The organism is Bradyrhizobium sp. STM 3562, assembly GCF_045571435.1.
Lineage (GTDB): Bacteria > Pseudomonadota > Alphaproteobacteria > Rhizobiales > Xanthobacteraceae > Bradyrhizobium.
This window is the reverse complement of sequence record NZ_CP120694.1, coordinates 6,495,418-6,517,283: the sequence shown is the minus strand read 5'-3', so window position 1 is coordinate 6,517,283 and position 21,866 is coordinate 6,495,418. Positions and strand designations below refer to the sequence as shown.

General features: G+C 63.1%; 19 protein-coding genes. 15 read left to right on the top strand and 4 right to left on the bottom strand.

The annotated features are described in order from the left end of the window. The first annotated feature begins 89 nt into the window (after nucleotides 1–89). From P6U23_RS30025 to P6U23_RS29985, 9 genes are all read left to right on the top strand, one after another. Nucleotides 90–935, top strand: a complete 846-nt coding sequence (locus tag P6U23_RS30025; RefSeq protein ID WP_407176000.1) for a VOC family protein — start codon at nucleotides 90–92, stop codon at nucleotides 933–935. A 73-nt stretch (nucleotides 936–1,008) separates the two neighbouring features. Further along, nucleotides 1,009–1,716, top strand: a complete 708-nt coding sequence (locus tag P6U23_RS30020; protein ID WP_407175999.1) for a TetR/AcrR family transcriptional regulator — start codon at nucleotides 1,009–1,011, stop codon at nucleotides 1,714–1,716. Nucleotides 1,717–1,977: 261 nt separating this feature from the next. Continuing rightward, complete coding sequence (locus tag P6U23_RS30015) at nucleotides 1,978–2,760, top strand: ABC transporter permease (protein ID WP_407181631.1); 783 nt, start codon at nucleotides 1,978–1,980, stop codon at nucleotides 2,758–2,760. Between the two features lie 64 nt (nucleotides 2,761–2,824). Then, complete coding sequence (locus tag P6U23_RS30010) at nucleotides 2,825–3,820, top strand: ABC transporter substrate-binding protein (RefSeq protein ID WP_407175998.1); 996 nt, start codon at nucleotides 2,825–2,827, stop codon at nucleotides 3,818–3,820. 12 nt (nucleotides 3,821–3,832) lie between these two features. Beyond that, complete coding sequence (locus P6U23_RS30005; RefSeq protein ID WP_407175997.1) at nucleotides 3,833–4,678, top strand: ABC transporter ATP-binding protein; 846 nt, start codon at nucleotides 3,833–3,835, stop codon at nucleotides 4,676–4,678. A gap of 7 nt (nucleotides 4,679–4,685) precedes the next feature. Next, on the top strand, nucleotides 4,686–6,089 hold the full coding sequence (locus P6U23_RS30000) for a hypothetical protein (protein ID WP_407175996.1): 1,404 nt from the start codon (nucleotides 4,686–4,688) through the stop codon (nucleotides 6,087–6,089). Next, a complete protein-coding gene (locus tag P6U23_RS29995; RefSeq protein WP_407175995.1) occupies nucleotides 6,086–7,237 on the top strand; it encodes a Gfo/Idh/MocA family protein in 1,152 nt (383 codons plus the stop codon). Before P6U23_RS30000 ends, P6U23_RS29995 begins: the two co-directional genes overlap by 4 nt. A 10-nt stretch (nucleotides 7,238–7,247) precedes the next feature. After that, on the top strand, nucleotides 7,248–8,441 hold the full coding sequence (locus tag P6U23_RS29990; RefSeq protein ID WP_407175994.1) for a dihydrodipicolinate synthase family protein: 1,194 nt from the start codon (nucleotides 7,248–7,250) through the stop codon (nucleotides 8,439–8,441). Then, the gene (locus P6U23_RS29985; RefSeq protein ID WP_407175993.1) at nucleotides 8,441–9,304 is read left to right on the top strand and encodes a sugar phosphate isomerase/epimerase family protein; all 864 of its coding nucleotides are present in this window, start codon (nucleotides 8,441–8,443) and stop codon (nucleotides 9,302–9,304) included. The genes P6U23_RS29990 and P6U23_RS29985 overlap by 1 nt, the downstream gene beginning before the upstream one ends. A gap of 324 nt (nucleotides 9,305–9,628) precedes the next feature. Here P6U23_RS29985 and P6U23_RS29980 read toward each other — a convergent pair whose 3' ends face one another. Next, nucleotides 9,629–10,852: a cytochrome P450 gene (locus P6U23_RS29980; protein WP_407175992.1), complete on the bottom strand. Its 1,224-nt coding sequence runs from the start codon at nucleotides 10,850–10,852 to the stop codon at nucleotides 9,629–9,631. Between the two features lie 244 nt (nucleotides 10,853–11,096). On the opposite strand from P6U23_RS29980, the gene P6U23_RS29975 reads away from it, so the two are divergent. The 6 genes from P6U23_RS29975 (at nucleotide 11,097) to P6U23_RS29950 (ending at nucleotide 18,283) form a co-directional block, all read left to right on the top strand. Further along, complete coding sequence (locus tag P6U23_RS29975) at nucleotides 11,097–11,639, top strand: phosphonopyruvate decarboxylase (protein ID WP_407175991.1); 543 nt, start codon at nucleotides 11,097–11,099, stop codon at nucleotides 11,637–11,639. Continuing rightward, nucleotides 11,636–12,226, top strand: coding sequence for a thiamine pyrophosphate-dependent enzyme (locus P6U23_RS29970; protein ID WP_407175990.1), 591 nt, complete (start codon nucleotides 11,636–11,638; stop codon nucleotides 12,224–12,226). The genes P6U23_RS29975 and P6U23_RS29970 overlap by 4 nt, the downstream gene beginning before the upstream one ends. Nucleotides 12,227–12,317: 91 nt before the next feature. Beyond that, on the top strand, nucleotides 12,318–13,019 hold the full coding sequence (locus tag P6U23_RS29965; protein ID WP_407175989.1) for a TetR/AcrR family transcriptional regulator: 702 nt from the start codon (nucleotides 12,318–12,320) through the stop codon (nucleotides 13,017–13,019). A gap of 1 nt (nucleotide 13,020) precedes the next feature. After that, nucleotides 13,021–14,214: an efflux RND transporter periplasmic adaptor subunit gene (locus P6U23_RS29960; RefSeq protein WP_407175988.1), complete on the top strand. Its 1,194-nt coding sequence runs from the start codon at nucleotides 13,021–13,023 to the stop codon at nucleotides 14,212–14,214. Nucleotides 14,215–14,314: 100 nt separating this feature from the next. Further along, nucleotides 14,315–17,407, top strand: a complete 3,093-nt coding sequence (locus P6U23_RS29955; RefSeq protein ID WP_407175987.1) for a MexW/MexI family multidrug efflux RND transporter permease subunit — start codon at nucleotides 14,315–14,317, stop codon at nucleotides 17,405–17,407. A 132-nt stretch (nucleotides 17,408–17,539) separates the two neighbouring features. Beyond that, the gene (locus P6U23_RS29950) at nucleotides 17,540–18,283 is read left to right on the top strand and encodes a hypothetical protein (protein WP_407175986.1); all 744 of its coding nucleotides are present in this window, start codon (nucleotides 17,540–17,542) and stop codon (nucleotides 18,281–18,283) included. Between the two features lie 169 nt (nucleotides 18,284–18,452). On the opposite strand, the gene P6U23_RS29945 is transcribed toward P6U23_RS29950, so the two are convergent. From P6U23_RS29945 to P6U23_RS29935, 3 genes are read right to left on the bottom strand one after another with little or no spacing between them, the layout of a single operon-like run. Then, on the bottom strand, nucleotides 18,453–19,343 hold the full coding sequence (locus tag P6U23_RS29945; RefSeq protein ID WP_407175985.1) for an ABC transporter permease: 891 nt from the start codon (nucleotides 19,341–19,343) through the stop codon (nucleotides 18,453–18,455). A gap of 3 nt (nucleotides 19,344–19,346) precedes the next feature. Continuing rightward, nucleotides 19,347–20,288 (bottom strand): ABC transporter permease, encoded by a 942-nt coding sequence (locus P6U23_RS29940; RefSeq protein ID WP_407175984.1) that lies wholly within the window; start codon nucleotides 20,286–20,288, stop codon nucleotides 19,347–19,349. A gap of 43 nt (nucleotides 20,289–20,331) precedes the next feature. Further along, complete coding sequence (locus tag P6U23_RS29935) at nucleotides 20,332–21,858, bottom strand: ABC transporter substrate-binding protein (protein ID WP_407175983.1); 1,527 nt, start codon at nucleotides 21,856–21,858, stop codon at nucleotides 20,332–20,334. Nucleotides 21,859–21,866: the final 8 nt, after the last annotated feature.

The window sequence follows — 21,866 nt, the reverse complement described above, 5'->3', positions numbered from 1 at the left end:
CCGTCAACGGCCGCCGGCAGAGCCGGGTTCCGGACGCGCGCTTACAGGGAGGGATCAATGACCGTCTACTTCCAAGTGGGATTTTGGCCGTGATCACCGGTCTCGACCACATCGTCGTCCTGCTCGAGGATGTCAAGGCAGGGACAGCGGCCTACGAAGTGCTGTTCGGTCGCGCGCCGTCGTGGCAAAACAGTGGCGACGGCGCCGATCGCGTGCTGTTCACGCTCGACAATATGAGCCTGGAATTGATGGCGCCGCACGGCTCCAGCGCCGAGGCCGACCGCATCCGCAGCGTGATTAAGGGTTCGGGTGAGGGCCTCGCCAGCATCTGTTTCCGTACCCCCGATATCGCCAAGATGCATCGCAGGCTCGATCGTGTCGCGCTCAGGCCGGAGCCGATCGCGGAGCTTGAAAACCGCGATTCCGTCTCGGGCGCGACCTTGCGCTGGAGGCGCACCCGTGCCGCGACCGATCTGACCCGCGGCGTGCGGATGTTCTTTCTTGAGCTTGCAGGCGAGCGCCCCCGCTCGGTCGCGACCGTGCCGACGCCCGTGCTCGGGCTCGACCACGTCGTGATCGCGACCGAGGAGTCCGAGCGGGCGGCCGCACTCTATGGTGCGCGGCTTGGGCTCGACATGGCGCTCGACCGCACGCATGCGGACTGGGGGCAGTTGATGTTCTTCCGCTGCGGCGATCTCATCGTCGAACTCGTGCGCCGCCCGGGGACAAGCGGCGATCGGCTGCACGACAAATTGTGGGGATTGAGCTGGCGTGTGGCTGACATCGAGGCGGTGCGGGAACGACTGGTGGCTTGCGGCATCGATGTCTCGGAGGTGCGCGACGGCCGCAAGCCGGGCACGCGGGTGATGAACCTGCGCTCAGGCACTTGCGGCATCAATACGCTGTTCCTGGAACAAACGCCGCGGGAGCCGTGAGACGCCGCGCGCGGCAGGACAAAGGCGGGTGAGCATGCTACATGCGTCGTGCGAACAGATTTGAGCGATCGTTTTGGCCAAGGCAAAACGCATCTTGAAATGGCAGCGCGACCCTGAGGGTATGCGGCTTCGCATACTCGAGGCCGCCAAGCAGGAATTTGCCGCGCACGGCCTTGCCGGCGCCCGTGTCGACCGCATCGCGGCCAACGCCGGCGCCAACAAGCGCATGCTGTACTACCATGTCGGCAACAAGGAGAACCTGTATCTCGCGGTGCTGGAGGGCGCGTATGAGAAAATCCGTGCCGAGGAACGCGGGCTTGATCTCGAACATCTCGATCCGCCCGAGGCGATCAAGCGGCTCATCGAGTTCACCTGGAACTACTTTTTGCGCAACCCGGAATTCCTTGCGCTGCTCAACACCGAGAACCTGCAACGGGCGCGGCATCTGAAGCGCTCGACCAACGTCAAGTCGCTGCACTCGCCCTTCGTCGAGATGATCCGCACGGTGGTCACTCGCGGCGTCGAGAGCGGCGATTTCCAGGTCGCGGTTGACCCGGTGCAGCTCTATATTTCGATCGCTGCGCTCGCCTTCTTCTATCTTTCCAACAGCGCGACCTTGAGCGTGATCTTCGGCCGCGACCTGCTGTCCCAGCAGGCCAAGGAGGAGCGGCTCGACCACATGGTCGGCCTCGTGCTCGCGGCCCTGACCGGAAAATCATTCGCCATTTTCGGCCGGAACAAGCAGGCAAAGCTGCGCGTTCCGCTGCCGCAGACGGTTTGAGCGTCGCGAGACAAGCCGAGCTTCTCTCATTTACCACCGTCATTCCGGGGCGGTGCGAAGCAGCGAACCCGGAATCTCGAGATTCCGGGTCTGGTCCTTCGGACCATCCCGGAATGACGGTGGATATGGATGCACCGGTCAGACCGCGCGGCACCGCGCGCAATTGTCGCTAGACAGTATTTATCCAGCGGGTTAATTTCTTGCCGAATAGAGAAAAAAGCCGGGGAGAGACACGTGGCGGAGGCGAGAGCCCAAGGCGCTATGGCGAAGGCGCTGAACGCCGCCTGGGTGCGGCCGTTTTTGTTTCTGATCTTCATCGTGGTCGCCTGGGACCTGGCGATCCGGATCTTCAAGATTCCAGCCTATCAGATTCCTGCGCCCGCCGATGTCGTCGCGGTATTGTGGAACGACTGGCCGGAACTCCTGGGCCAAGCTTGGCCCACGACGTATGCGACGATCTATGGTTTCGTGCTGTCGGCTGCATTCGGCATCCCCGTGGCCATGCTGATTGCCGGCTCGAAAACCGTCGAGAGCTATATCTATCCGCTGCTGGTGTTTTCGCAGTCGGTCCCGAAGGTCGCGATCGCGCCGCTGTTCGTCGTGTGGTTCGGCTTCGGCATCATTCCAAAGGTGATTTCCGCCTTCCTGCTCGGATTTTTTCCCGTCGTTGTTTCGGCGGTGCAGGGATTCAAGTCGGTCGACCCTGACATGGTCGATCTCGCCCGCGCGATGCAGGGCAGCCGTTTCCACGTGTTCCGTGCGGTGAACCTGCCGCACGCGATGCCGGCGATCTTCTCGGGCCTGAAAGTCTCGGTGACCCTGGCCGTGGTCGGCGCCGTCGTCGGCGAGTTCGTCGGCTCCAATTCCGGCATCGGCTATGTCATGCAACGCTCGATCGGCACCTTCGATCTGCCGACCATGTTTGCAGCGCTCGTGATCCTGGCGCTGCTCGGCGTCATCCTGTTCTGGATCGTCGACCGTATCGAGCGCCTGCTGATCCCCTGGCATGTCAGCCAGCGCGAGGAGGTCATTTTCGCTTCGTAGACGACAAATGGCCAGCCGAAGAAAATGTGATGGCCTTAAAAAACGCGAATGGGAGGAGAAGCAGATGAAGCGATGGACCGCGGCCGCAATGGCCTTGGGCATGGCAGCGCTCTGGTCGGTGCCGGCAGCGGCGGCTGACAAAGTCGTGCTGATGCTGAACTGGTATGTCTATGGCGAGCACGCGCCGTTCTACTACGGCAAGGCCAAGGGCATTTACGCGGCCGAAGGCATCGATCTCGAGATCCAGGAGGGCCGCGGCTCGGCGGCGACCACGCAAGCTGTGGCCGCCAAGACCGCCGACTTCGGCTATGTCGACGTGCCCACCATGATGCGCGCGGCGGTGAAGGGAGCGCCTGTCATTGCCACGGGCGTGTTGTTGCAGACCAGCCCGATGTCGGTGATGGGCTTTGCCGACAAGAACATCCGCAAGCCCGAGGACATCAAGGGCAAGACCGTCGCGATCACGCCGGCGGATTCCATGACCCAGATCTGGCCGCTGTTTCTGAAGAAGACGGGATTGAAGGAAAGCGACTTCAAGACTGTCGCGGGCGATGGTCAGACCAAGCTCAATGCCGTGATCAACGGCCAGGCCGATCTGCTGCTCGGCTACGTCATGGACCAATCCATGAAGATCAAGGACGCGACCGGCAAGGAGGTCTATCCGATCAAGTTCGCCGACTACGGCATCAACATGGTTTCATCCGGCATCATCGCCAATACCGATTACGTCAAGGCGCATGCCGATCTGGTGAAGCGCTTCATGTCCGCGACGACAAAGGCGGTCGAAGCCGCCGAGAAGGACCCGAAGGCTGCCGCGCAATCGATCCTCGACGCCAATCCGAAGGGCGGCAAGATCGAGACGCTCACGCAAGGCTTTGAGCTGACTATCCCGCTCTACCGCACGGCGGAAACCAAGACCAAGCGGCCGTTCCAGGTCACCGACCAGAACATGACCGATACGGTCAATCTGATGGTGGAATATGGCGGCCTCGATGCCAAGGCCAAGGAGAACCCGAAGGCGTTCTACACCAACGATTATCTGCCCAAGGGCGACTCCTGACGGGATTGCCGCATGAAGCCCGCGACGAGAATGACTGCCGATCAGAGGTCAGCGCATTTGCGCCTGGTGAGCGATCGCGCCGAGACCGGCGCGTCCGGCATCAAGCTGTCTGGCGTCTCCAAGACCTATCGCACGCGCGACGGCGATGTGCCATCGCTGCGCCCGCTCGATTTTCATATCAGGGACGGCGAATTCTTTGTCGTTGTCGGCCCGTCCGGCTGCGGCAAATCCACGCTCTTGAAAATGATCTCGGGCCTGTTGCCGCCGTCGACCGGCGAAATCCTGGTGGAAGGCGAGCGCGTGACAAGGCCGCACGGCAATGTCGGTATCGTCTTCCAGAATGCCCTGCTGCTGCCCTGGCGGACCATTCTCGGCAATGTCCTGCTGCCAATCGACATGAAGCGGCTGCCGCGCGGCAAATATCTGCCGCGCGCGAAGGAGCTGCTGAAACTGGTCGGGCTTGAGGGCTTCGAGAAGAAGTTGCCCTGGCAGTTGTCCGGCGGCATGCAGCAGCGCGCCTCGATCTGCCGCGCCTTGGTGCATGATCCCAAGATCATGCTGATGGACGAGCCGTTCGGCGCGCTGGATGCGATGACGCGCGAGCGCATGAATGTGGAATTGATGCGGATCCAGCGCGAAACCCGCAAGACGGTGCTGCTGATCACGCATTCGATTCCCGAAGCGGTGTTTCTGGCAGACCGTGTTCTGGTCATGACCGAGCGGCCGGGCGCGATCGCGGCGATCTACGACGTGCCGCTGCCGCGGCCCCGTTCGCTCGACGCCATGGCCGATCCGTTGTTCACGGAGTTGGTACAGCGCATCCGCAAGCACTTCTTCACGCAAGGCGCGCTGGACTAGAGGTGTCATGCCGCTTCGCCTCGTTGTTCGCGACATCTCGTTGTTTGAGCGCCCGGTGCATTTCGCCCGGCCGTTCCGCTTCGGCGCGGTGACCATCGACGCAACCCCGCAGGCCTTCGTGCGGGTCGAGATCGAGGTCGAGGGCAGAGGACGAGCGATTGGCGGGAGCGCCGAGCTCCTGGTGCCGAAATGGTTCGACAAGCGCCCCGAGCTTTCGCCTGATGCGACGGTCGCCGAGCTCCGCCGTTCGCTCATGATCGCACGCGGTCTCTATCTTGGCGACGCCAGCTTTGAGACCGCCTTCGGGCTGCATGCGGCGTGCATCGGCCCGCTGCTCGCGGCCTGCGCCAGGGAAGATATTCCGCCGCTCGCGGCTAGCTACGGTGCCGCCGAGATCGACAAGGCCATTCTGGACGCGCTGCTGCGCGCCGCCAATCTCGACATCTTCGACGGCATGGCGCAAAACATCGCGGACATCGACGCACGCCTGTCGCCCGATCTGTCGGGGCGCGACATCAACTCATTCCTCGCGCGCAGGCGTAGGCTGGAACGTGTCGCGGTCCGGCATACGGTAGGCCTCGGCGATCGTGTCGAGGGCGAGGGCGGTGTTGCCGACACCAACGAAAATTCCGGCGCGCGCTATTTCAAGCTGAAGCTCGGCGGCGATCCCGACAGTGATGCGGATCGGCTTGCCAGGATCGGCCGAGAGCTTGCGAGCGGGCTGCATGATTACAAGGTCACGCTCGACGCCAACGAGCAATATGCGGACCTCAATGCGCTGGGCGCACTGGTCGACCGGCTCGACCGTGATGCCGCCTTGCGTCCGATCGCGGACAAGCTGCTCTATATCGAACAGCCGATGCCGCGCGACATCACCAGGCAATCGCCGCTCGGTGCGCTCGCGGCGCGCGATTTCATCATCGACGAAGCGGATGATTCCTACGGTGCTTTTCCGACCGCGCGGGAGCTCGGCTATACCGGCATCTCCTCCAAGTCCTGCAAGGGCATCTATAAATCCATCATCAACGCGACCCGCGCCGCCAAGTGGAGCGAGGAGGGCAGGCGCTTCTTCATCACCGGCGAGGACCTCACCTGTCAGGCGGGCCTAGCCGTGCAGCAGGACCTCGCACTCGGCGCCCTGATCGGCGTCACCCACGCCGAGCGCAACGGCCATCATTATGTCGATGGTTTTGCCGGCGCGCCGCTGGCAGAGGCGCAGGCCTTTCGGACCGCGCATTCCGATCTTTACACAGGCGATGGGGACAATATCCGCCTTGCCATTCACGATGGCGATCTCCTGACGGGATCGCTGGCCGTACCAGGCTTTGCCGCCTCCGTTCATCCGGACTGGTCGGCGCTGTCGCCGCTCGAAGAAACAAAGCCAAGAACCCTGCAGGAGCAAATGATATGACCACCCGACGCCTCGGCCTGATCATGAACGGCGTGACCGGCCGTATGGGGCTGAACCAGCATCTGATCCGCTCGATCCTTGCAATCCGCGAGCAAGGCGGCGTCAAATTGTCGAACGGTGATCGCGTGATGCCGGATCCGATCCTGATCGGGCGCAACGCCGAGAAGGTCGAGCGGCTTGCAAAACAATTCCGCATCGAGCGCTGGAGCACCGATCTCGACAAGGCCTTGGCGGACAGGAACGATACCGTGTTCTTCGATGCCGCCACCACGCAGGCGCGGCCCGAACTGCTGACCAAAGCGATCAACGCCGGCAAGCATATCTATTGCGAAAAGCCCATCGCCACGACGTTCAAGGAGGCTCTGGATGTGGTGCGGCTGGCCAATGCGAAAGGCATCAAGCATGGCACCGTGCAGGACAAGCTGTTCCTGCCCGGTTTGAAGAAGCTCGCCTTCTTGCGCGACTCCGGCTTCTTCGGCCGCATGCTCTCGGTGCGCGGCGAGTTCGGCTATTGGGTGTTCGAAGGCGGCTGGCAGGAAGCGCAGCGACCGTCCTGGAATTACCGCGCCGAGGATGGCGGCGGAATCATCCTCGATATGGTCTGCCACTGGCGCTACGTGCTCGACAATCTATTCGGCGAAGTCGAGAGCGTGAGCTGCATCGGCAACACCGACATTCCCGAGCGCTTCGACGAGGCGGGCAAAAAGTACAAGGCCACCGCCGACGATTCCGCCTACGCTACCTTCACCTTGAAGGGCGGCGTGATCGCGCACATCAACATGTCCTGGGTGACGCGGGTCTATCGCGATGATCTCGTGACCTTCCAGGTCGACGGTACGCTGGGCTCCGCTGTCGCGGGCCTTACCGATTGCATGATCCAGGCACGGCAGGCGACGCCGCGGCCGGTGTGGAATCCGGACGAGAAGCGGCTGCATGACTTTTATGCCGATTGGCAGAAGCTGCCGGACAACGTCGCCTACGACAACGGCTTCAAGGAGCAATGGGAGATGTTCATCCGCCACGTCTGCGAGGACGTGCCCTACAAATACACGCTGCTGGAGGGCGCCAAGGGCGTGCAGCTCGCCGAATGCGCCCTGCAAAGCTGGCGCGAGCGGCGCTTCGTCGACGTCGCTCCGATCGAGCTTTAGGGAGAGGGCCATGAACAAGCCGGTTCTGCCGATGTCTTCGCGGTCCTTGAAGCTGCCGAGGGCCGACGGCTCGCTCGAAACCTATCGCCTCGCTGCCTCGCGGAGCTTTCCCGCGAGGCTTGAAGGCACGCTGAACCGCGTGGCGTTTTCCGCGGTGCACGTCGTTGCCGATCCGCTCGCCGATGTCGATCCCTGGCTGTCGGCCGCCGTCGATTGGGACAAGACGATCGCGTTTCGCGAACATGTGTGGGATCTCGGCCTTGGCGTCGCCGAGGCGATGGACACCGCCCAACGCGGCATGGGGCTGGATTGGCCGACGTCGCTCGAGTTGATCACCCGTTCGGTGGCAGCCGCCAAGCGGCGCGGCAACGCTCTGATCTTTTCCGGCGCCGGCACCGATCATCTAGCTGTGGACGATGCGCGAGGTCTGGACGATGTTGTTCGCGCTTACGAAGAACAGATCGCGGCCATCGAAAAAGTCGGCGGCCGCATCATCCTGATGGCCTCGCGCGCGCTGGCAAAGCTCGCCCGCAATGCCGATGATTACGCAACGGTCTACGACCGCGTGCTGTCGCAGGTGCGCGAGCCCGTAATCATTCACTGGCTGGGGGACATGTTCGATCCGGCGCTCGCGGGTTATTGGGGCAGCGCAAATCTCGATGCCGCCATGGATACGGCGGTTGCCATCATCAATGCAAATGCGGCCAGGGTCGACGGCGTCAAGGTGTCGTTGCTCGACAAGCAGCGCGAGATCGACATGCGCCGGCGGCTGGATGCGCGCATCAAGATGTATACGGGCGACGATTTCAATTATGCAGAACTGATCGCCGGCGACAGCTACGGCTTTTCGCACGCGCTGCTCGGCATTTTCGACGCGATCGCCCCGGCGGCCTCCTACGCGCTGTCGCGGCTCGCCGCAGGCGACGAGGCCAGTTTCCACGACGTGCTAGGGCCGACCGTGCCGCTGTCGCGCCACATCTTCAAGGCGCCGACGCGCTTCTACAAGACGGGCGTGGTGTTCATGGCCTATCTCAACGGCCATCAGGACCATTTCACAATGGTCGGCGGGCAGGAGAGCGCGCGTTCGACGCTGCATCTGGCCGAACTGTTCCGGCTGGCCGACAAGGCGGGACTGCTCGCAAATCCGGAATTGGCGACCGCGCGCATGAAGGCGGTGCTGACCTTGCGCGGTGTCGAGGCGTGATGCGCGACTTTTCTTCCGATCATCGCTGGCTCTCGCTCAATACTGCGACCGTCCGCAAGCAGGGTGATCTCATTCACATCATCGAGGCCTGTGCACGCCATGGCATTCGCGCCATTGATCCCTGGCGCGACCAGGTCGCAGCGGTTGGGCTGGAACGTGCTGTGCGCGTAGTGCGCGACACGGGGCTTGAGCTGTCGGGCTATTGCCGCGGCGGCATGTTCACCTCCGATGCGGCGCGGCGCGGCCAGGTGCGCGATGATAATCGGCGCGCCGTCGATGAGGCCGCGGCGCTCGGCGCCTCCTGCGTCGTGCTGGTGGTCGGAGGCTTGCCGCAATATTCCCGGCCCGGCAGCACGGCTTCGAAGGATATCGCGGCGGCGCGTGCGCAGGTGGATGATGCCATTGCCGAGATGCTCGACTACGCGAGGGCGGCAAAACTGCCGCTGGCGATCGAGCCGCTGCACCCCGCCTATGCGGCCGACCGCGCCTGCGTCAACACGACCAAACAGGCGCTCGACATCTGCGATCGCCTCGACCCCGGCCACACCGGCGCGCTCGGTGTCGCGCTCGACGTCTATCACATCTGGTGGGATCCGGAGTTGATGGCGCAGATCGCGCGGGCCGGTCGCGACCGCCTGCTCGCCTTTCACGTCTGCGATTGGCTGGTGCCGACAAAGGACATCCTCAACGACCGCGGCATGATGGGTGATGGCGTGATCGACATCCGTTCGATCCGGGCCGCCGTCGAGGCGCAAGGTTTTGCCGGCTACTCCGAGATCGAGATTTTTTCCAATGATTGGTGGGCGAGGCCGATCGATGAGGTCCTGCGCACCTGCATCGAACGGCACCGGACGGTGGTGTAGATTTGTAGGATGGGTTGAGCGGAGCGATACCCGTCATGTGCGGCATCGAGGTTGATGGGTCGCTCCGCTCAACCCATCCTACACGTCAATGATGAAAGAAAACCAGAGGCAGGAAAACGTACGTCCATAGGACGAAAACGGCCAATCCGCCCAGGACGCTGGCGTCCTCAACCACGTCGTGCATGTCGCGACCTCCGCGAGTTCATGAACCGATGCGACCGGTCCTTCGAATCAACGCGCTATTGCGGCATGCGTTGCATCAATTCCGATTGCCGTGTCGCGACAGCCCGGTTCGGAGCCTTCCGGTGCGGGCTGGAATGAGGACTATGCTTCGATCACGCACGGCACGCTCAAGAATCCTCGGAACCGGACTCTGCCGCCGCGCACGGGCTCGCCGTTCAGTGCGTAGTTCGGAAAGCGCGCCAAAAAGCGCGAGATGGCAATGGCGGCTTCGAGGCGCGCCAGCGCCATGCCAGCACATTGATGGGCGCCTGTTGCGAAGGCGAGATGGCGATTGGGGGTGCGCGCGATGTCAAACGTTTCGGGATCGGGAAATTGCGCGGGATCGCGGTTGGCGGCGCCGATGCAGAGCGTGATCGGCGTGCCCGCGTCCATCATCACGCCGCCAAGTTCGACGCGTTCGGTGGTCATGCGGTTGCCGAGCTGGTTCGAGCTCTCGTAGCGCAGCATTTCTTCGACCGCGGTCTTGATCAGGTCCGGGTTCTGGATCAGCCGCTGCTTTTGCGTCGGATGCTTCAGCAAGGCGACAAGTCCGTTGCCGATCAGGTTGGTCGTGGTCTCATGCCCGGCGTTGAGGAGGAAGATGCAATTGTGCAGCAGCTCCTTCTCGCTCAGCCGCTCGCCATTGGGCTCACCCTGGATCAGGCGGGTCAGCACGTCGCGCTCGGGATTGCCGGGTTTTGCGCGGCGGCGCGCCACGAGCGTCTCCAGATAGGCGAGGAAGTCCGCAACCGCCTTGTTGCCGCGGGCGGACGCTTCCGGGCCGATGACCGGCTCGAGCGCGCCCAAAATCGCCAGCGACCAGTCGCGCAAAGGCTCGCGCTCCTCATGTGGTACATCGAGCAGATTGCCGATGACCTCGACGGGAATGGCGGACGCGAAATCGCCGATCAGTTCGAAGCTTCCCTTCGCCGCAACAGTATCCAGCAGCCGATCGACCAGTGCGATCAGTGCGGGTTCCATTTCCGCAATCGCGCGCGGCGACAGCGCGCCCATGATCAGCCGCCGCACGCGGGTGTGGATCGGCGGGTCGTTGAAGACGAGGCTGGTGGTGTGGTGCTCGTAAAGCGGCGAAGAGCCGTATTTCGGCGCGAATTCCTTCTTCTTGTCGGAGGAGAACGCGCGTGTCGCCTTGTAGGCCGCGACCAGGTCGTCGTAGCGCGTCAGGAAATAAGAGCCGTTGGGCATCCGCTTGACCGGCTCGTTCTCCCGCAGTGCACGATAGGTCGGGTAGGGGTTCTCGTAGAATTCGGGCGTCAGCTTCTCGAGATCGAAGCTCGCAGCCAGCTCGCGCGCGTTTCCATTCATCCGTCACACCTTGGCGGCGGGTTATTAGTTTCACTTGCAACGATGTTAGACGGCAGCGCCGCGCCCGTGCAACACAATTCGGACCGGTTTGGGAACGCATGACCGAACTCGGCTGCTCGCTGCTGTGCAGCCAAATGGGGCGATCGTTACCGCAGAGCCTTATGCCGTTTTTGCGCTTTGAGGAAACACCCGGCTCCGTCTACAGTCCCGCCGCCGTTGTTGCTCGCCAACTGGACACAGCCAAATGCACGCGCGCGCCGATGACTCCGATACGGTCTCCGCCTGGCCCGACGATATCTTTGCAATCTTGCAGCGCTTCGAGGTTCGTCAGGTCCCATACGTGCCGGATGCGGGCCATTCGCAGTTGATCCGCCGCGTGCTTGCGTCATCCACGATGCGCGGCATTCCCTTGACGACCGAAGAGGAGGGCGTGGCGCTTCTGCTTGGCGCATGGGCCGGCGGTCAACGCGGCGTGCTGTTGATGCAGTCGAGCGGTGTCGGCAACTGCATCAACATGCTGTCGCTGACGCAGATCTTCCGTTTTCCGTTCCTGACGCTGGTGACGATGCGCGGTGAATGGGGCGAGTTCAATCCCTGGCAGGTGCCGATGGGATCGGCGACGCAAGCCGCTTTCGAACTCGCCGGCATCAAGGTGTTGCGCGCTTCGCACCCGCAAGAAGTGCGCGAGGTGGTCGAGGCCGCGGCAAGCCAGGCCTACAACGCGTGCACGCCGACCGCCGTGTTGTTGTCGCAGCGCCTGATCGGCGCCAAGGTGTTTGTCAAATGAGCAAGCCAAACCTTCTCCATCGGCGCGACGTCGTCAAAGCGCTGCTCGCCGACCGCAAGGGCGCGATCGCAATCGGCGGGTTGGGTGCTCCGACCAACGACATCACCGCCGCCGGCGACCACGTCCGCAACTTCTATCTATGGGGCGGCATGGGCGGTGCCGCGATGATCGGGCTTGGCCTGGCGCTCGCGCAGCCGAAGCTGCCCGTGGTGGTCATCACGGGCGACGGCGAGATGCTGATGGGCATGGGTGCCCTTGCGACCATCGGCCTGCAGAAGCCGACCAACCTCTCGATCGTCGTGCTCGACAACGAATGCTACGGCGAGACCGGCGGCCAGATGAGTCACACGGCCGTGGCCGCCGATCTGGTCGGTGTCGCCAGATCGTGCGGGATATCAGACAGCCGCGCCATTTCGACGATGGCGGAGGTCGAGGCTTTCGCGAAATCCATGCAGGATGTCTCCACCGGGCCGCGCTTTGCCAGCGTGAAGATCGATAGCGCCAATCTGGAGCGGGTGTTGCCGACCAGGGATGGTATGTTCATACTAACCCGGCTGCGCGGCGACCTGGACTTGGCCCCTCTCTGAAGACACATAGGGACTCCAAACACGCACCGCGCGAGTTGCGGCGCAGCATCATACCTTGACTTTTGTCGTAGGTGAGTGCTTACTCACAAGGATGAGCACCCTCCGCATGACCAGCGACCTGCGGCGCCAGTTGATCCTGGGCGCTGCCAAGCGCTGCTTCGCCCGCCATGGATTTGCCGGCACCACGACCAAGAGCGTCGCGGCGGCGGCGGCGATTTCGGAAGCGCTGCTGTTCAAGCATTTCCCGTCCAAGGCAGCGCTGTTTGCGGAAATCTTGGCCGAGGAGTGCGAGGCCGATCCCGTGCTCGCTGATCTGCTCGAGCGGGAGCCCTCGACCGCGACGCTGGTCGAGTTCGTCAGGACCATGGTCCAGCACTTCCTGCAGGTCTCCAACGGACCGGACAAGGAGGACGAGCAGCGGCTGCGGCTGATGGTCACAAGCCATCTCGACGACGGCGAATTTGCCCGGCTCGTCTATGCCAAGGTCGAGGGTCTGATCGGCGGCATCTTCGTCGCTTCGCTCGAGCGAGCTGTCGCCGCAGGCGATGCGTCACCGATCGGGGTCGCGCCGCTGAACCTGTTCTGGTTCGTTCATCACACGCTGCTTTCGACGGCGCTGATGCGGCTTCCCGCCATGCCCTGTCTCGCCTACGACAACGCAATTGATGTGGAACGCCAGCTCTGCGAGTTCCTTTTGCGTGGAATTGGACTTAACCAGGCCGCAATTGCTTCACATTTGGGCCGCCAATTGAAGCCGCCGCCGGCTCAATCGGTGATTGCAGAAAGTGCATGACATGAATATCGCGACCGAACCAAAGCTCTCGGGAAAGCCGATCGAGGAGAAGCCGCGCACCCGGCCGGTGCGGATGGTGCGTTGGTTTGCCATCGTCGGCCTGTTGCTGCTGCTCCTGGTCGGGGCGCTGGTCGGCTTCAATGCCTTCCGCAGCCACATGATCGCGCAGTTCTTCGCCAATAATAAGCCGCCGCCGTTCAACGTTGCGGTCGCCGAGGCGAAGGCCGAGGTGGTGCCGAACCTGCTGACCGCGGTGGGCGAACTCGCGGCCGTGCACCAGGTCAACGTCACCTCCGACGTCAGCGGCCGCGTCACGGAAATCCTGTTCACGCCGGGGTCTCGTGTGACGGCGGGCACGCCGCTCGTGCAGCTATTCGATGGGCCCGACCAAGGCGACCTTGCCAATTACAAGGCGCAGGCCACGGTGGCGCGACTTTCGCTGGACCGCGCCAAGCAGCTCGCCGAGCGCCAATTCGGTCCACAGGCAACCGTCGATTCGGCGCAGGCGGCATACGACCAGGCCCTTGCCGGCATTGCCAAGACCGAGGCCATCATCTCGCAGAAGCTGGTGCGCGCTCCGTTCGAGGGCGAACTCGGCGTTCGCCATGTCGAGGTCGGGCAATACCTGACCGCGGGCACGGCCATCGTCTCGTTGACCGATCTGTCCGAGCTCTACGCCAACTTCACGGTGCCGGAGAAGGACAGCGGTCAGTTGAAGGTCGGACAGACCGTTCGCCTTGGGGTCGATGCCTATCCGGGGCGGACCTTCGAGGGCAAGATCACGACGATCGAGCCGCAGGTCGCCACCGACACCCGGAACATCCGCGTGCAGGCGACGATCGCCAATCCTGACCGTATCCTGAAGCCGGGCATGTTCGTCACCACCACCGTGGTGCTGCCGGACAAGCCGCCCGTCGTGACCGTCCCCGAAACCGCGGTGGACTACACGCTCTACGGCGACTCCGTGTTCCTCATCACCGAGAAGCAGGAGAACGATGGCAAGACCAGCCTGACCGCGGTGCGCACCTTCGTGCAGGCCGGTGATCGCGTGAACGGTCGCGCCGAGATCCTCAAGGGCTTGAAGCCGGGCGACCGGGTTGTCGCGCTCGGCCAGCTCAAGCTGCAATCGGGCGCGGCCGTCGCGATATCGACCGATCCGCCGCCGCCGATCCCGGCGCAGCCGCCGCGTTACTGAATGACGCGTAGCTACGCGTAAAGAACTGCGCGCAACAGCAGCATGGCCCGGCCTCGGCTTCGGGTCATGCCGGAATATTTGAAAGAACGAGATCGTCGCGATGGCTTTGACCGATATCTTCATCAAGCGCCCCGTATTGTCGGTGGTGGTCAGCTTGCTGATCCTGCTGATCGGCCTTCGCGCGGCAACCGTCCTGCCGATCCGGCAGTATCCCAAATTGTCGAACACGGTCGTCAACATCACGACCTCCTATCCCGGCGCGTCCGCGGAATTGATCCAGGGCTTCATCACCACGCCGATCGAGCAGGCGGTCGCCTCCGCCGAGGGCGTCGACTACATGACCTCGTCCTCGGTGCTCGGTACATCTACGATTCAGGTCTACATCAAGCTCAATTTCGATCCGAACCAGGCGCTGACCGAAGTGCTCGCCAAGGTGAACTCGGTCAAATACCTGATCCCGAAGGAATCCAACGATCCGATCGTCACCAAGACCACCGGCCAGACCACGGCGGTGATGTATATCGGCTTCTCGAGCGAGGAGCTGACCGGCAGTGCGATCTCCGACTATCTGACGCGCGTCGTGCAGCCGGTGCTGTCGACCGTCGACGGCGTGGCCTCGGCCGACATCCTGGGCGGCCAGACGTTCGCGATGCGGCTATGGCTCGATCCCGTGAAGATGGCCGGGCGCGGCGTGTCGCCGGCTGATGTATCGGCCGCCATTGCCGCCAACAACTTTCAGGCCGCGGCCGGCCAGGCCAAGGGCTATTTCATCGTCTCCAACGTCTCGGCCAATACCGATCTGCAGAACGTCAGCCAGTTCAAGCGCATGATCGTGAAGGCGAAGGACGGCGGCTTCGTTCGCATGGAGGACATCGCGACCGTCGAGCTTGCGGCGCAGAGCACCGATGCCAGCGTCGCCTTCAACGGCGAGCACGCGATCTTCATCGGCGTGCAGGCAACGCCGCAAGGTAATCCGCTCAACATCGTGAGAGGCGTTCGCGCGCTGTTCCCCGAGATCGAACGCAACCTGCCGCCTTCGCTGAAGATGAAGGTTGCTTACGACTCCACTAAGTTCATCCAGTCGTCGATTGACGAGGTCGAGAAGACGCTGGGAGAAGCCGTGGTGATCGTCGTGGTGGTGATCTTCCTGTTCCTGGCATCGCTGCGCTCGGTGGTCATTCCCGTCGTCACCATTCCGCTGTCGTTGATCGGCGTCTGCAGCATGATGCTGGCGCTGGGCTTCTCCTTCAATTTGCTGACGCTGCTCGCCATGGTGCTGGCCATCGGGCTCGTGGTGGACGACGCGATCGTCGTCGTCGAGAACATTCACCGGCACCTGGAAGAAGGCGCCCCTCCGGTGCAGGCGGCCATGAAAGGCGCGCGCGAGATCGTCGGCCCGGTCATCTCGATGACCATCACTTTGGCCGCCGTGTATGCGCCGATCGGCTTCCTCGGCGGCCTCACCGGTTCGCTGTTCCGCGAATTCGCCTTCACGCTCGCGGGCTCGGTGATCGTCTCGGGCGTGATCGCGCTGACGCTCTCGCCGATGATGTGCTCGGTGTTCTTGAAGAGCGCGGAGGAGGGGCGGTTCGCCAGGCTCGTGAACAAGGTGTTCGGCGCGATGACGCGCTGGTACGGGCGCAAGCTCGACCGCACGCTCGACTACCGCCCCGTCACCGGCCTGTTCGCGCTGACGATCCTCGGCCTGGTCGGCTTCCTCTACATGCACACCTCGAAGGAGCTGGCGCCGGAAGAGGACCAGGGCATCGTGTTCGCGGTGACCAAGGCGCCGAAATACGCCAACATCGATTACCTCGATTTCTACGGCGACAAGCTCGACAAGGCCTTCCAGAAGTTCCCCGAGACCGACCTGCGCTTCGTACTCAACGGCATCAACGGCCCGCAGGGCGGCATCGCCGGCATGCTGCTCAAGCCCTGGGACGAGCGGAAGCGCTCATCGATCGCGCTGAAGCCGCTGGTGCAGGGCGAGCTCTCGAAAATCGAAGGCGTCAACGCCTTTGCCTTCAACCTGCCGCCGCTGCCGGGCGGTCCGGGTGGTCTGCCGGTGCAGATGGTGATCAACTCGACGCAAGGCTTCCAGGCCGTTTATGAGCAGATGCAGAAGCTCAAGGATGCCGCGCGCAAGAGTGGCCTGTTCATCGTCACCGACAGCGACCTCGAATTCAACCAGCCGGTGGTGCGGATCAAGATCGACCGCACCAAAGCCAATGACCTCGGCATCACCATGCAGAACGTCGGCGGCGCGCTGGCGACCCTGCTCGGCGGCAATTATGTCAACCGCTTCAATCTGGAGGGGCGGTCCTATCAGGTGATCCCGCAGGTTCCGCGTGAAAAGCGCCTGACGCCGGAATCGCTCGGCAATTACTACGTGACGACCTCGACCGGCCAGCAACTGCCGCTGTCGACGGTGGTGTCGATCGAGACCGCGACCGATCCCAACTCGCTCACCCACTACAACCAGTTGAACTCCGCCACCTTCCAGGCCGTGCCGATGCCCGGTGTTACGGTCGGCCAGGCCGTGGACTTCCTGGAAGGGGAAGCGAAGAAACTGCCGGCGGGCTTCAGCCACGATTATCTCGCGGACTCCCGCCAATATGTGCAGGAGGGCAACCAGCTCGCCATCACCTTTGCGTTCGCCTTGATCATCATCTTCCTGGTGCTGGCGGCGCAGTTTGAAAGCTTGCGCGATCCGCTGGTGATCATGATCAGCGTGCCCATGGCGATCGTCGGCGCTCTGATCCCGTTGTTCTTCGGCGCCGCGACCATGAACATCTACACCCAGGTCGGATTGCTGACGCTGGTCGGGCTGATCTCCAAGCACGGCATCCTGATGGTCGAGTTCGCCAACGAGCTGCAGCTCAAGGAAGGGCTCGACCGCCGCTCGGCGATCGAAATGGCCGCCCGTGTCCGGCTTCGCCCGATCCTGATGACGACGGCGGCGATGGTCACCGGCCTGCTCCCGCTGTTGACTGCCAGTGGCGCCGGTGCCGCGAGCCGGTTCTCGATCGGGCTCGTCGTGGTCGCCGGCATGTCGATTGGAACCTTGTTCACGCTGTTCGTGTTGCCGGCGGTGTATGTCGCGATCGCGACCGATCACCGCGCGGAGGCCGAATCCGAACGGAATAAGGAGATTGCCGAACTCGATCTCGGCCGCCAGCTCAAGCCGACCTGATCAGGTACAGCCTGATCGGATGTTGGTTAAGGCATGGGCGGCCCTTGTGGCCGCCCATTGTCGTTTGAGCCTCCTCTCGTGATATCCTGCGAACGCGGGCGTCCGCATGCGAATCGAATGGCGAGAGGCAAAATGATCAGCGCATTTGCACCCGGCAATTACCAGTTCATTCCGGCCGTGTTCCAATATTCGAGCGGCGCGGCCGCCGAGGCCGGTTACGAGATCGAGCGCGTGCGGTTTGACCGGCTCGTGCCGCTGGCCGAAGGCTTTGCGAAGATCGCAAGCCACATTCAGGCTGCAGGCCGGCCGTTGACCGCGTTCTGCGCCTGCGAGCTGCGCTCACCGGCGGCCTTCACCGAGGAGGGCTTTCGCGCCTTCAATCTGCATTATGTGAAGACGCTCGCGGAGTGGGGGCTTTATGACGGCTCCACCAATCCGGTGGCGCGCAGCAATGTCTGCCCCGAGATCGATCCGCCTGCCGAGCCGTCGTTTTATGCCTTCTCCTTCATCCGCCCGAGCCAGGGCACATCGCCGAGCTTTGTCATCGCGGGCGGGGCCGAAGCGCGTGGAGGCGCCGGCAGCTATCCCGAACGCATCGTGAGCTATCGCGATCTCTCGCCGGAAGGCCTGCGGGAGAAGGTTCGCTTCACCGCCCGATCGATGGAAGAACGCCTCGCCGCATTCGGTTTCGCCTGGAAGGACACCACGGGCGTGCAGGCCTACACCATCCGCGATTTCCATCCCGCCTTCGCCGACGAGCTGGTCCACCGCGGCGCCGCTCGCTCCGGCCTGACCTGGCATTTTGCGCGGCCACCGGTGATCGATCTCGAATTCGAGATGGATTGCCGGCGGGTGCTGCGGGAGACCGTCATCTGAACCTGTTGAAGCCGTTTCTTTGTTAGACCCGTCATCATGAGGTGCTCGCGAAGCGAGCCTCGAAGGATCAACGGCCCCCGCTGCAGCACCTGGGCCGTCGCCCTTCGAGGCCACCGCTCCGCGGTGGCGCCTCAAGATGACGGTGAAACAGAAGTGTTTGCCGCAGTGCTCACCGCTGGCGCGGATCGAGCGCGTCGCGCAGGCCATCGCCGACCAGGTTGAGCGACAGCACGACAAGAAAGATCGCCAGCCCCGGCCAGATCGCCATCCACGGCGCGTTGGTGAGAAAGCGCTGCGCGGCGTTGAGCATGCTGCCCCAGGACGGCGCGGGCGGCTGCTGGCCGAGGCCCAGAAACGACAGCGCGGCTTCCGCGATGATCGCGGCTGCGATCGACAGTGTCGCCTGCACCAGCAGCGCGGGCAGGATATTCGGCAGGATGTGGACCAGCGCGATCCGCCAGGGTGGATTGCCCACGGCGCGCGCGGCCTCGACATAGTCCTCGATCTTCACCGCCATGACCTGTCCGCGGGTCAGGCGGATGAACACCGGCGTCGCGGAAATGCCGATCGCGATCATCGCATTGCCGAGGCTGGGACCCAGGAAGGCGGCGAGCGCAATCGCCAGGATCAGGAACGGGCAGGCCAGCATGGCATCGGTCATGCGGCTGATCAGCGCGTCCACGAAGCCGCCGCGATAGCCGGCGAGCAGCCCCAGTGGAACGCCGATCGATAGCGCGATGCTGACCGAGATCAGGCCTGCGAGCAGGGAGGCGCGGGCACCAAAGATGACGCGGGCGAGAATATCGCGCCCGAGATCATCGGTGCCGAACCAGTGCAGCGCGGAGGGCGGCTTGCGCACCAGCGTCCAGCTCGTCGCAATCGGATTGTAGGGCGAGATCAGCGGCGCAAACAGGGCGAGCAGGATGAAGGTCGAGATTACGACGAGGCCCGCAATCGCGCCCTTGTGCTTGAGGAGCCGGCGCAGCGCGCGGCGAGCCGGGCTTTCCAGCGTCTCGTTCGAGCCGGTTACGCCGATGGCGGCGAGAGTGGCCTCGCTCATGGTTCAGCCCCTCAGCCGCGGATTGACGAGGATGTAGGCGATATCGGCGACAAGATTCAGCAGGATATAAACCGTCGCCGTCACCAGCACCACTCCTTGCACGACGGCATAGTCGCGGTTGAACACCGCATCCACGATCAGTTTGCCGAAACCGGGGATCGAGAATATCTGCTCGGTCAGCACCGCGCCCGAGAGCAGCGTACCCAGCTCAAGCGCGCCCAGCGTGATCACCGGTGTTAAGGCATTGCGCATGGCGTGCTTGAGGATGACGGAACGCTCCGGCAGGCCTTTGGCGCGCGCCGTGCGCACATAGTCGCTCTCGAGCACTTGCATCATGGCGCTGCGCGTGTGTCGCATCAGGATCGCCGCGATCGCATTGCCGAGCACGAAAGCAGGCAGAATGGTCGAGGCGAGGCTGCCACGAAAGCTCTCGGTGAGCGGCACGTAGCCGGAGGCGGGCAGCCAGTTCAGCTTGATGGAGAACAGGAAGATCAGGAGGATGCCGAGCCAGAAATTCGGTGTGGAAATGCCCCAGAGCGCGAACAGGTTGGCGCCGTAATCCCAGGCCGTGCCGCGTTTCACCGCCGAGATGATTCCGGCGGGGATGCCGATCAACAAGGCGATCACGATCGCCATCGAACCGAGCTGCAGCGTCACCGGCAGTTTCTGCGCGATCAGGTCGCGCACCGGTGCCTTGATGCGCAAGGATTCACCGAAGTCGCCCGACAGCACGCCCTTGAGCCAGTAGGCATATTGCACGGGAATCGGCTGATCGAGCCGGTACAGCTTCCGGATCTGCTCGATGACAGCCGGATCGCGCTCCTCGCCCGCCATCGCCAGCGCGGGGTCGCCGGGCAGGAGGTGTTGCAGCGAGAAGATCAGGACCGACACGAAGAACAGTGTCGGAACGAGCTGGGCGAGGCGGCGGGCCAGAAAGTTCAGCATGAGGCGCACGTGCCTCCATGCAAAGCGGAGAGGGCGCGCATGCTCATTTCAGCTTGAGCCCGACCACGCGCACCAGCCCGTCCGGCATCGACCGATAGCCTTCGAGCTTCTTGGTGTGTGCGATCAGGATCTTGCGATGGAAGAGATAGATGATCGGCTCATCATTGAGCAGGATCTTGGTCAGCTTCTCGTAAATCGCCTTGCGCTGGGCGGGATCGTTGACGAGGCGCGCGTCCTCCATCAGCTTGTCGGCCTCGGGGTTGGAATAGCCGCCGTCGTTTTGCGGCGCCTTGGTGTGCATGAAGACGTAGGAATTGCCGTCGGGATCGATGCGGCCGCTCCAGTCGATCTGGAAGATCTGGAAATTGCCGGCCTGCGCATCCTTGAACGAGGTCGCAAATTCTATCGTCCTGATCTTGAGATCAAAGCCTGCTTCCGCCGCCATCGATTGCACCACCTGCGCAACCGCCTGCTCCTCAGACCCTTGCGGAACCATCATGTCGACGGTGATAGGGGGAGTGACGCCGGCTTCCTTCAACAGCGCCTTGGCCTTCTCGACGTCGCGCTGGGGAATCGGAAACGCTTTCTGATAATAGGGATGCTCCGGGCTGACCCATTGATTGCCCGGGGTGAACTCGCCGTTGAAGACGACCTGGTTCAACGCCTCGCGGTCGATCGACAGCTCGAGCGCCTGGCGCACCTTGGCCGACTGGCTGAGCGGGCCTTTATTTTTGTCGTTGGCGATGTTGATGGTGAGCCCGAGATAGCCGAGCGAGGGCGCGGTTGCCAGCACGAGGTTCGGATCGGAGCGCACGTCCTTGATGTCGGTCGCGAGCACACGCTCGATCAGGTCGAGACTGCCGGATTTCAGGTTGGCAAGGCGCACGGTGGCATCGACAATCGGCTGGTACACGATGCGGTCGATGAAAACGTTGTCCTTGTTCCAATAATCGGCGAATTTCTCGAACACGATGCGATCCTGCTGCACGCGCTCGACGAATTTGTAGGGACCGGCGCAGATGGGGTGCAGGCCGAACTTGTCGCCTTCCTCCTTTGCCGCCTTGGGCGAGACCATCATGCCGGCGCGATCGGTGAGCTGCGTGATCAGCGGCGCGAACGGCGTCTTCAGCACGAGCTTGATGGTCAAGGGGTCGACGACCTCGACATGGTCGACGCTGGCAAGCTCAGACTTGCGGAAGGAGGTCGGCAGCGTCATGTGGCGCTCGATCGAGAATTTCGCCGCTTGCGCATCAAGCGGCTCGCCGTCGTGGAATTTGACGCCCGGCCGCAGCTTGATCGTCATCGCCTTGCCGTCGGCGGAGGTCTCATAGGACAGCGCGAGCTGCGGGACGATGTTGAGCTTCTCGTCGATGTCGAACAGCTTGTCGCAAAAGGCGGAAAACACGATGCGACCGACATAGGTGCGGCCGATCGAGGGATCGAGGATGTCAGGGTCCTGCGCAATGCCGATCCGCAGCGTCGTTTGGGCGAACGCGCCCGCATCGAAGGCGAGCCACAGCGCCGTCGCGAGCCCCGCCAAACCCAATTTCCTGATCGCACTCGTTCTCATCACTCTCA

Excerpts from the sequence above, each read along its gene's own strand:
- P6U23_RS30015 (WP_407181631.1), top strand. The coding sequence starts at position 1,978 with ATGGCGAAGGCGCTGAACGCCGCCTGGGTGCGGCCGTTTTTGTTTCTG.
- P6U23_RS30010 (WP_407175998.1), top strand. The coding sequence starts at position 2,825 with ATGAAGCGATGGACCGCGGCCGCAATGGCCTTGGGCATGGCAGCGCTC.
- P6U23_RS30005 (WP_407175997.1), top strand. The coding sequence starts at position 3,833 with ATGAAGCCCGCGACGAGAATGACTGCCGATCAGAGGTCAGCGCATTTG.
- P6U23_RS30000 (WP_407175996.1), top strand. The coding sequence starts at position 4,686 with ATGCCGCTTCGCCTCGTTGTTCGCGACATCTCGTTGTTTGAGCGCCCG.
- P6U23_RS29995 (WP_407175995.1), top strand. The coding sequence starts at position 6,086 with ATGACCACCCGACGCCTCGGCCTGATCATGAACGGCGTGACCGGCCGT.
- P6U23_RS29990 (WP_407175994.1), top strand. The coding sequence starts at position 7,248 with ATGAACAAGCCGGTTCTGCCGATGTCTTCGCGGTCCTTGAAGCTGCCG.
- P6U23_RS29985 (WP_407175993.1), top strand. The coding sequence starts at position 8,441 with ATGCGCGACTTTTCTTCCGATCATCGCTGGCTCTCGCTCAATACTGCG.
- P6U23_RS29980 (WP_407175992.1), bottom strand. The coding sequence starts at position 10,852 with ATGAATGGAAACGCGCGCGAGCTGGCTGCGAGCTTCGATCTCGAGAAG.
- P6U23_RS29975 (WP_407175991.1), top strand. The coding sequence starts at position 11,097 with ATGCACGCGCGCGCCGATGACTCCGATACGGTCTCCGCCTGGCCCGAC.
- P6U23_RS29970 (WP_407175990.1), top strand. The coding sequence starts at position 11,636 with ATGAGCAAGCCAAACCTTCTCCATCGGCGCGACGTCGTCAAAGCGCTG.
- P6U23_RS29965 (WP_407175989.1), top strand. The coding sequence starts at position 12,318 with ATGAGCACCCTCCGCATGACCAGCGACCTGCGGCGCCAGTTGATCCTG.
- P6U23_RS29960 (WP_407175988.1), top strand. The coding sequence starts at position 13,021 with ATGAATATCGCGACCGAACCAAAGCTCTCGGGAAAGCCGATCGAGGAG.
- P6U23_RS29955 (WP_407175987.1), top strand. The coding sequence starts at position 14,315 with ATGGCTTTGACCGATATCTTCATCAAGCGCCCCGTATTGTCGGTGGTG.
- P6U23_RS29950 (WP_407175986.1), top strand. The coding sequence starts at position 17,540 with ATGATCAGCGCATTTGCACCCGGCAATTACCAGTTCATTCCGGCCGTG.
- P6U23_RS29945 (WP_407175985.1), bottom strand. The coding sequence starts at position 19,343 with ATGAGCGAGGCCACTCTCGCCGCCATCGGCGTAACCGGCTCGAACGAG.
- P6U23_RS29940 (WP_407175984.1), bottom strand. The coding sequence starts at position 20,288 with ATGCTGAACTTTCTGGCCCGCCGCCTCGCCCAGCTCGTTCCGACACTG.
- P6U23_RS29935 (WP_407175983.1), bottom strand. The coding sequence starts at position 21,858 with ATGAGAACGAGTGCGATCAGGAAATTGGGTTTGGCGGGGCTCGCGACG.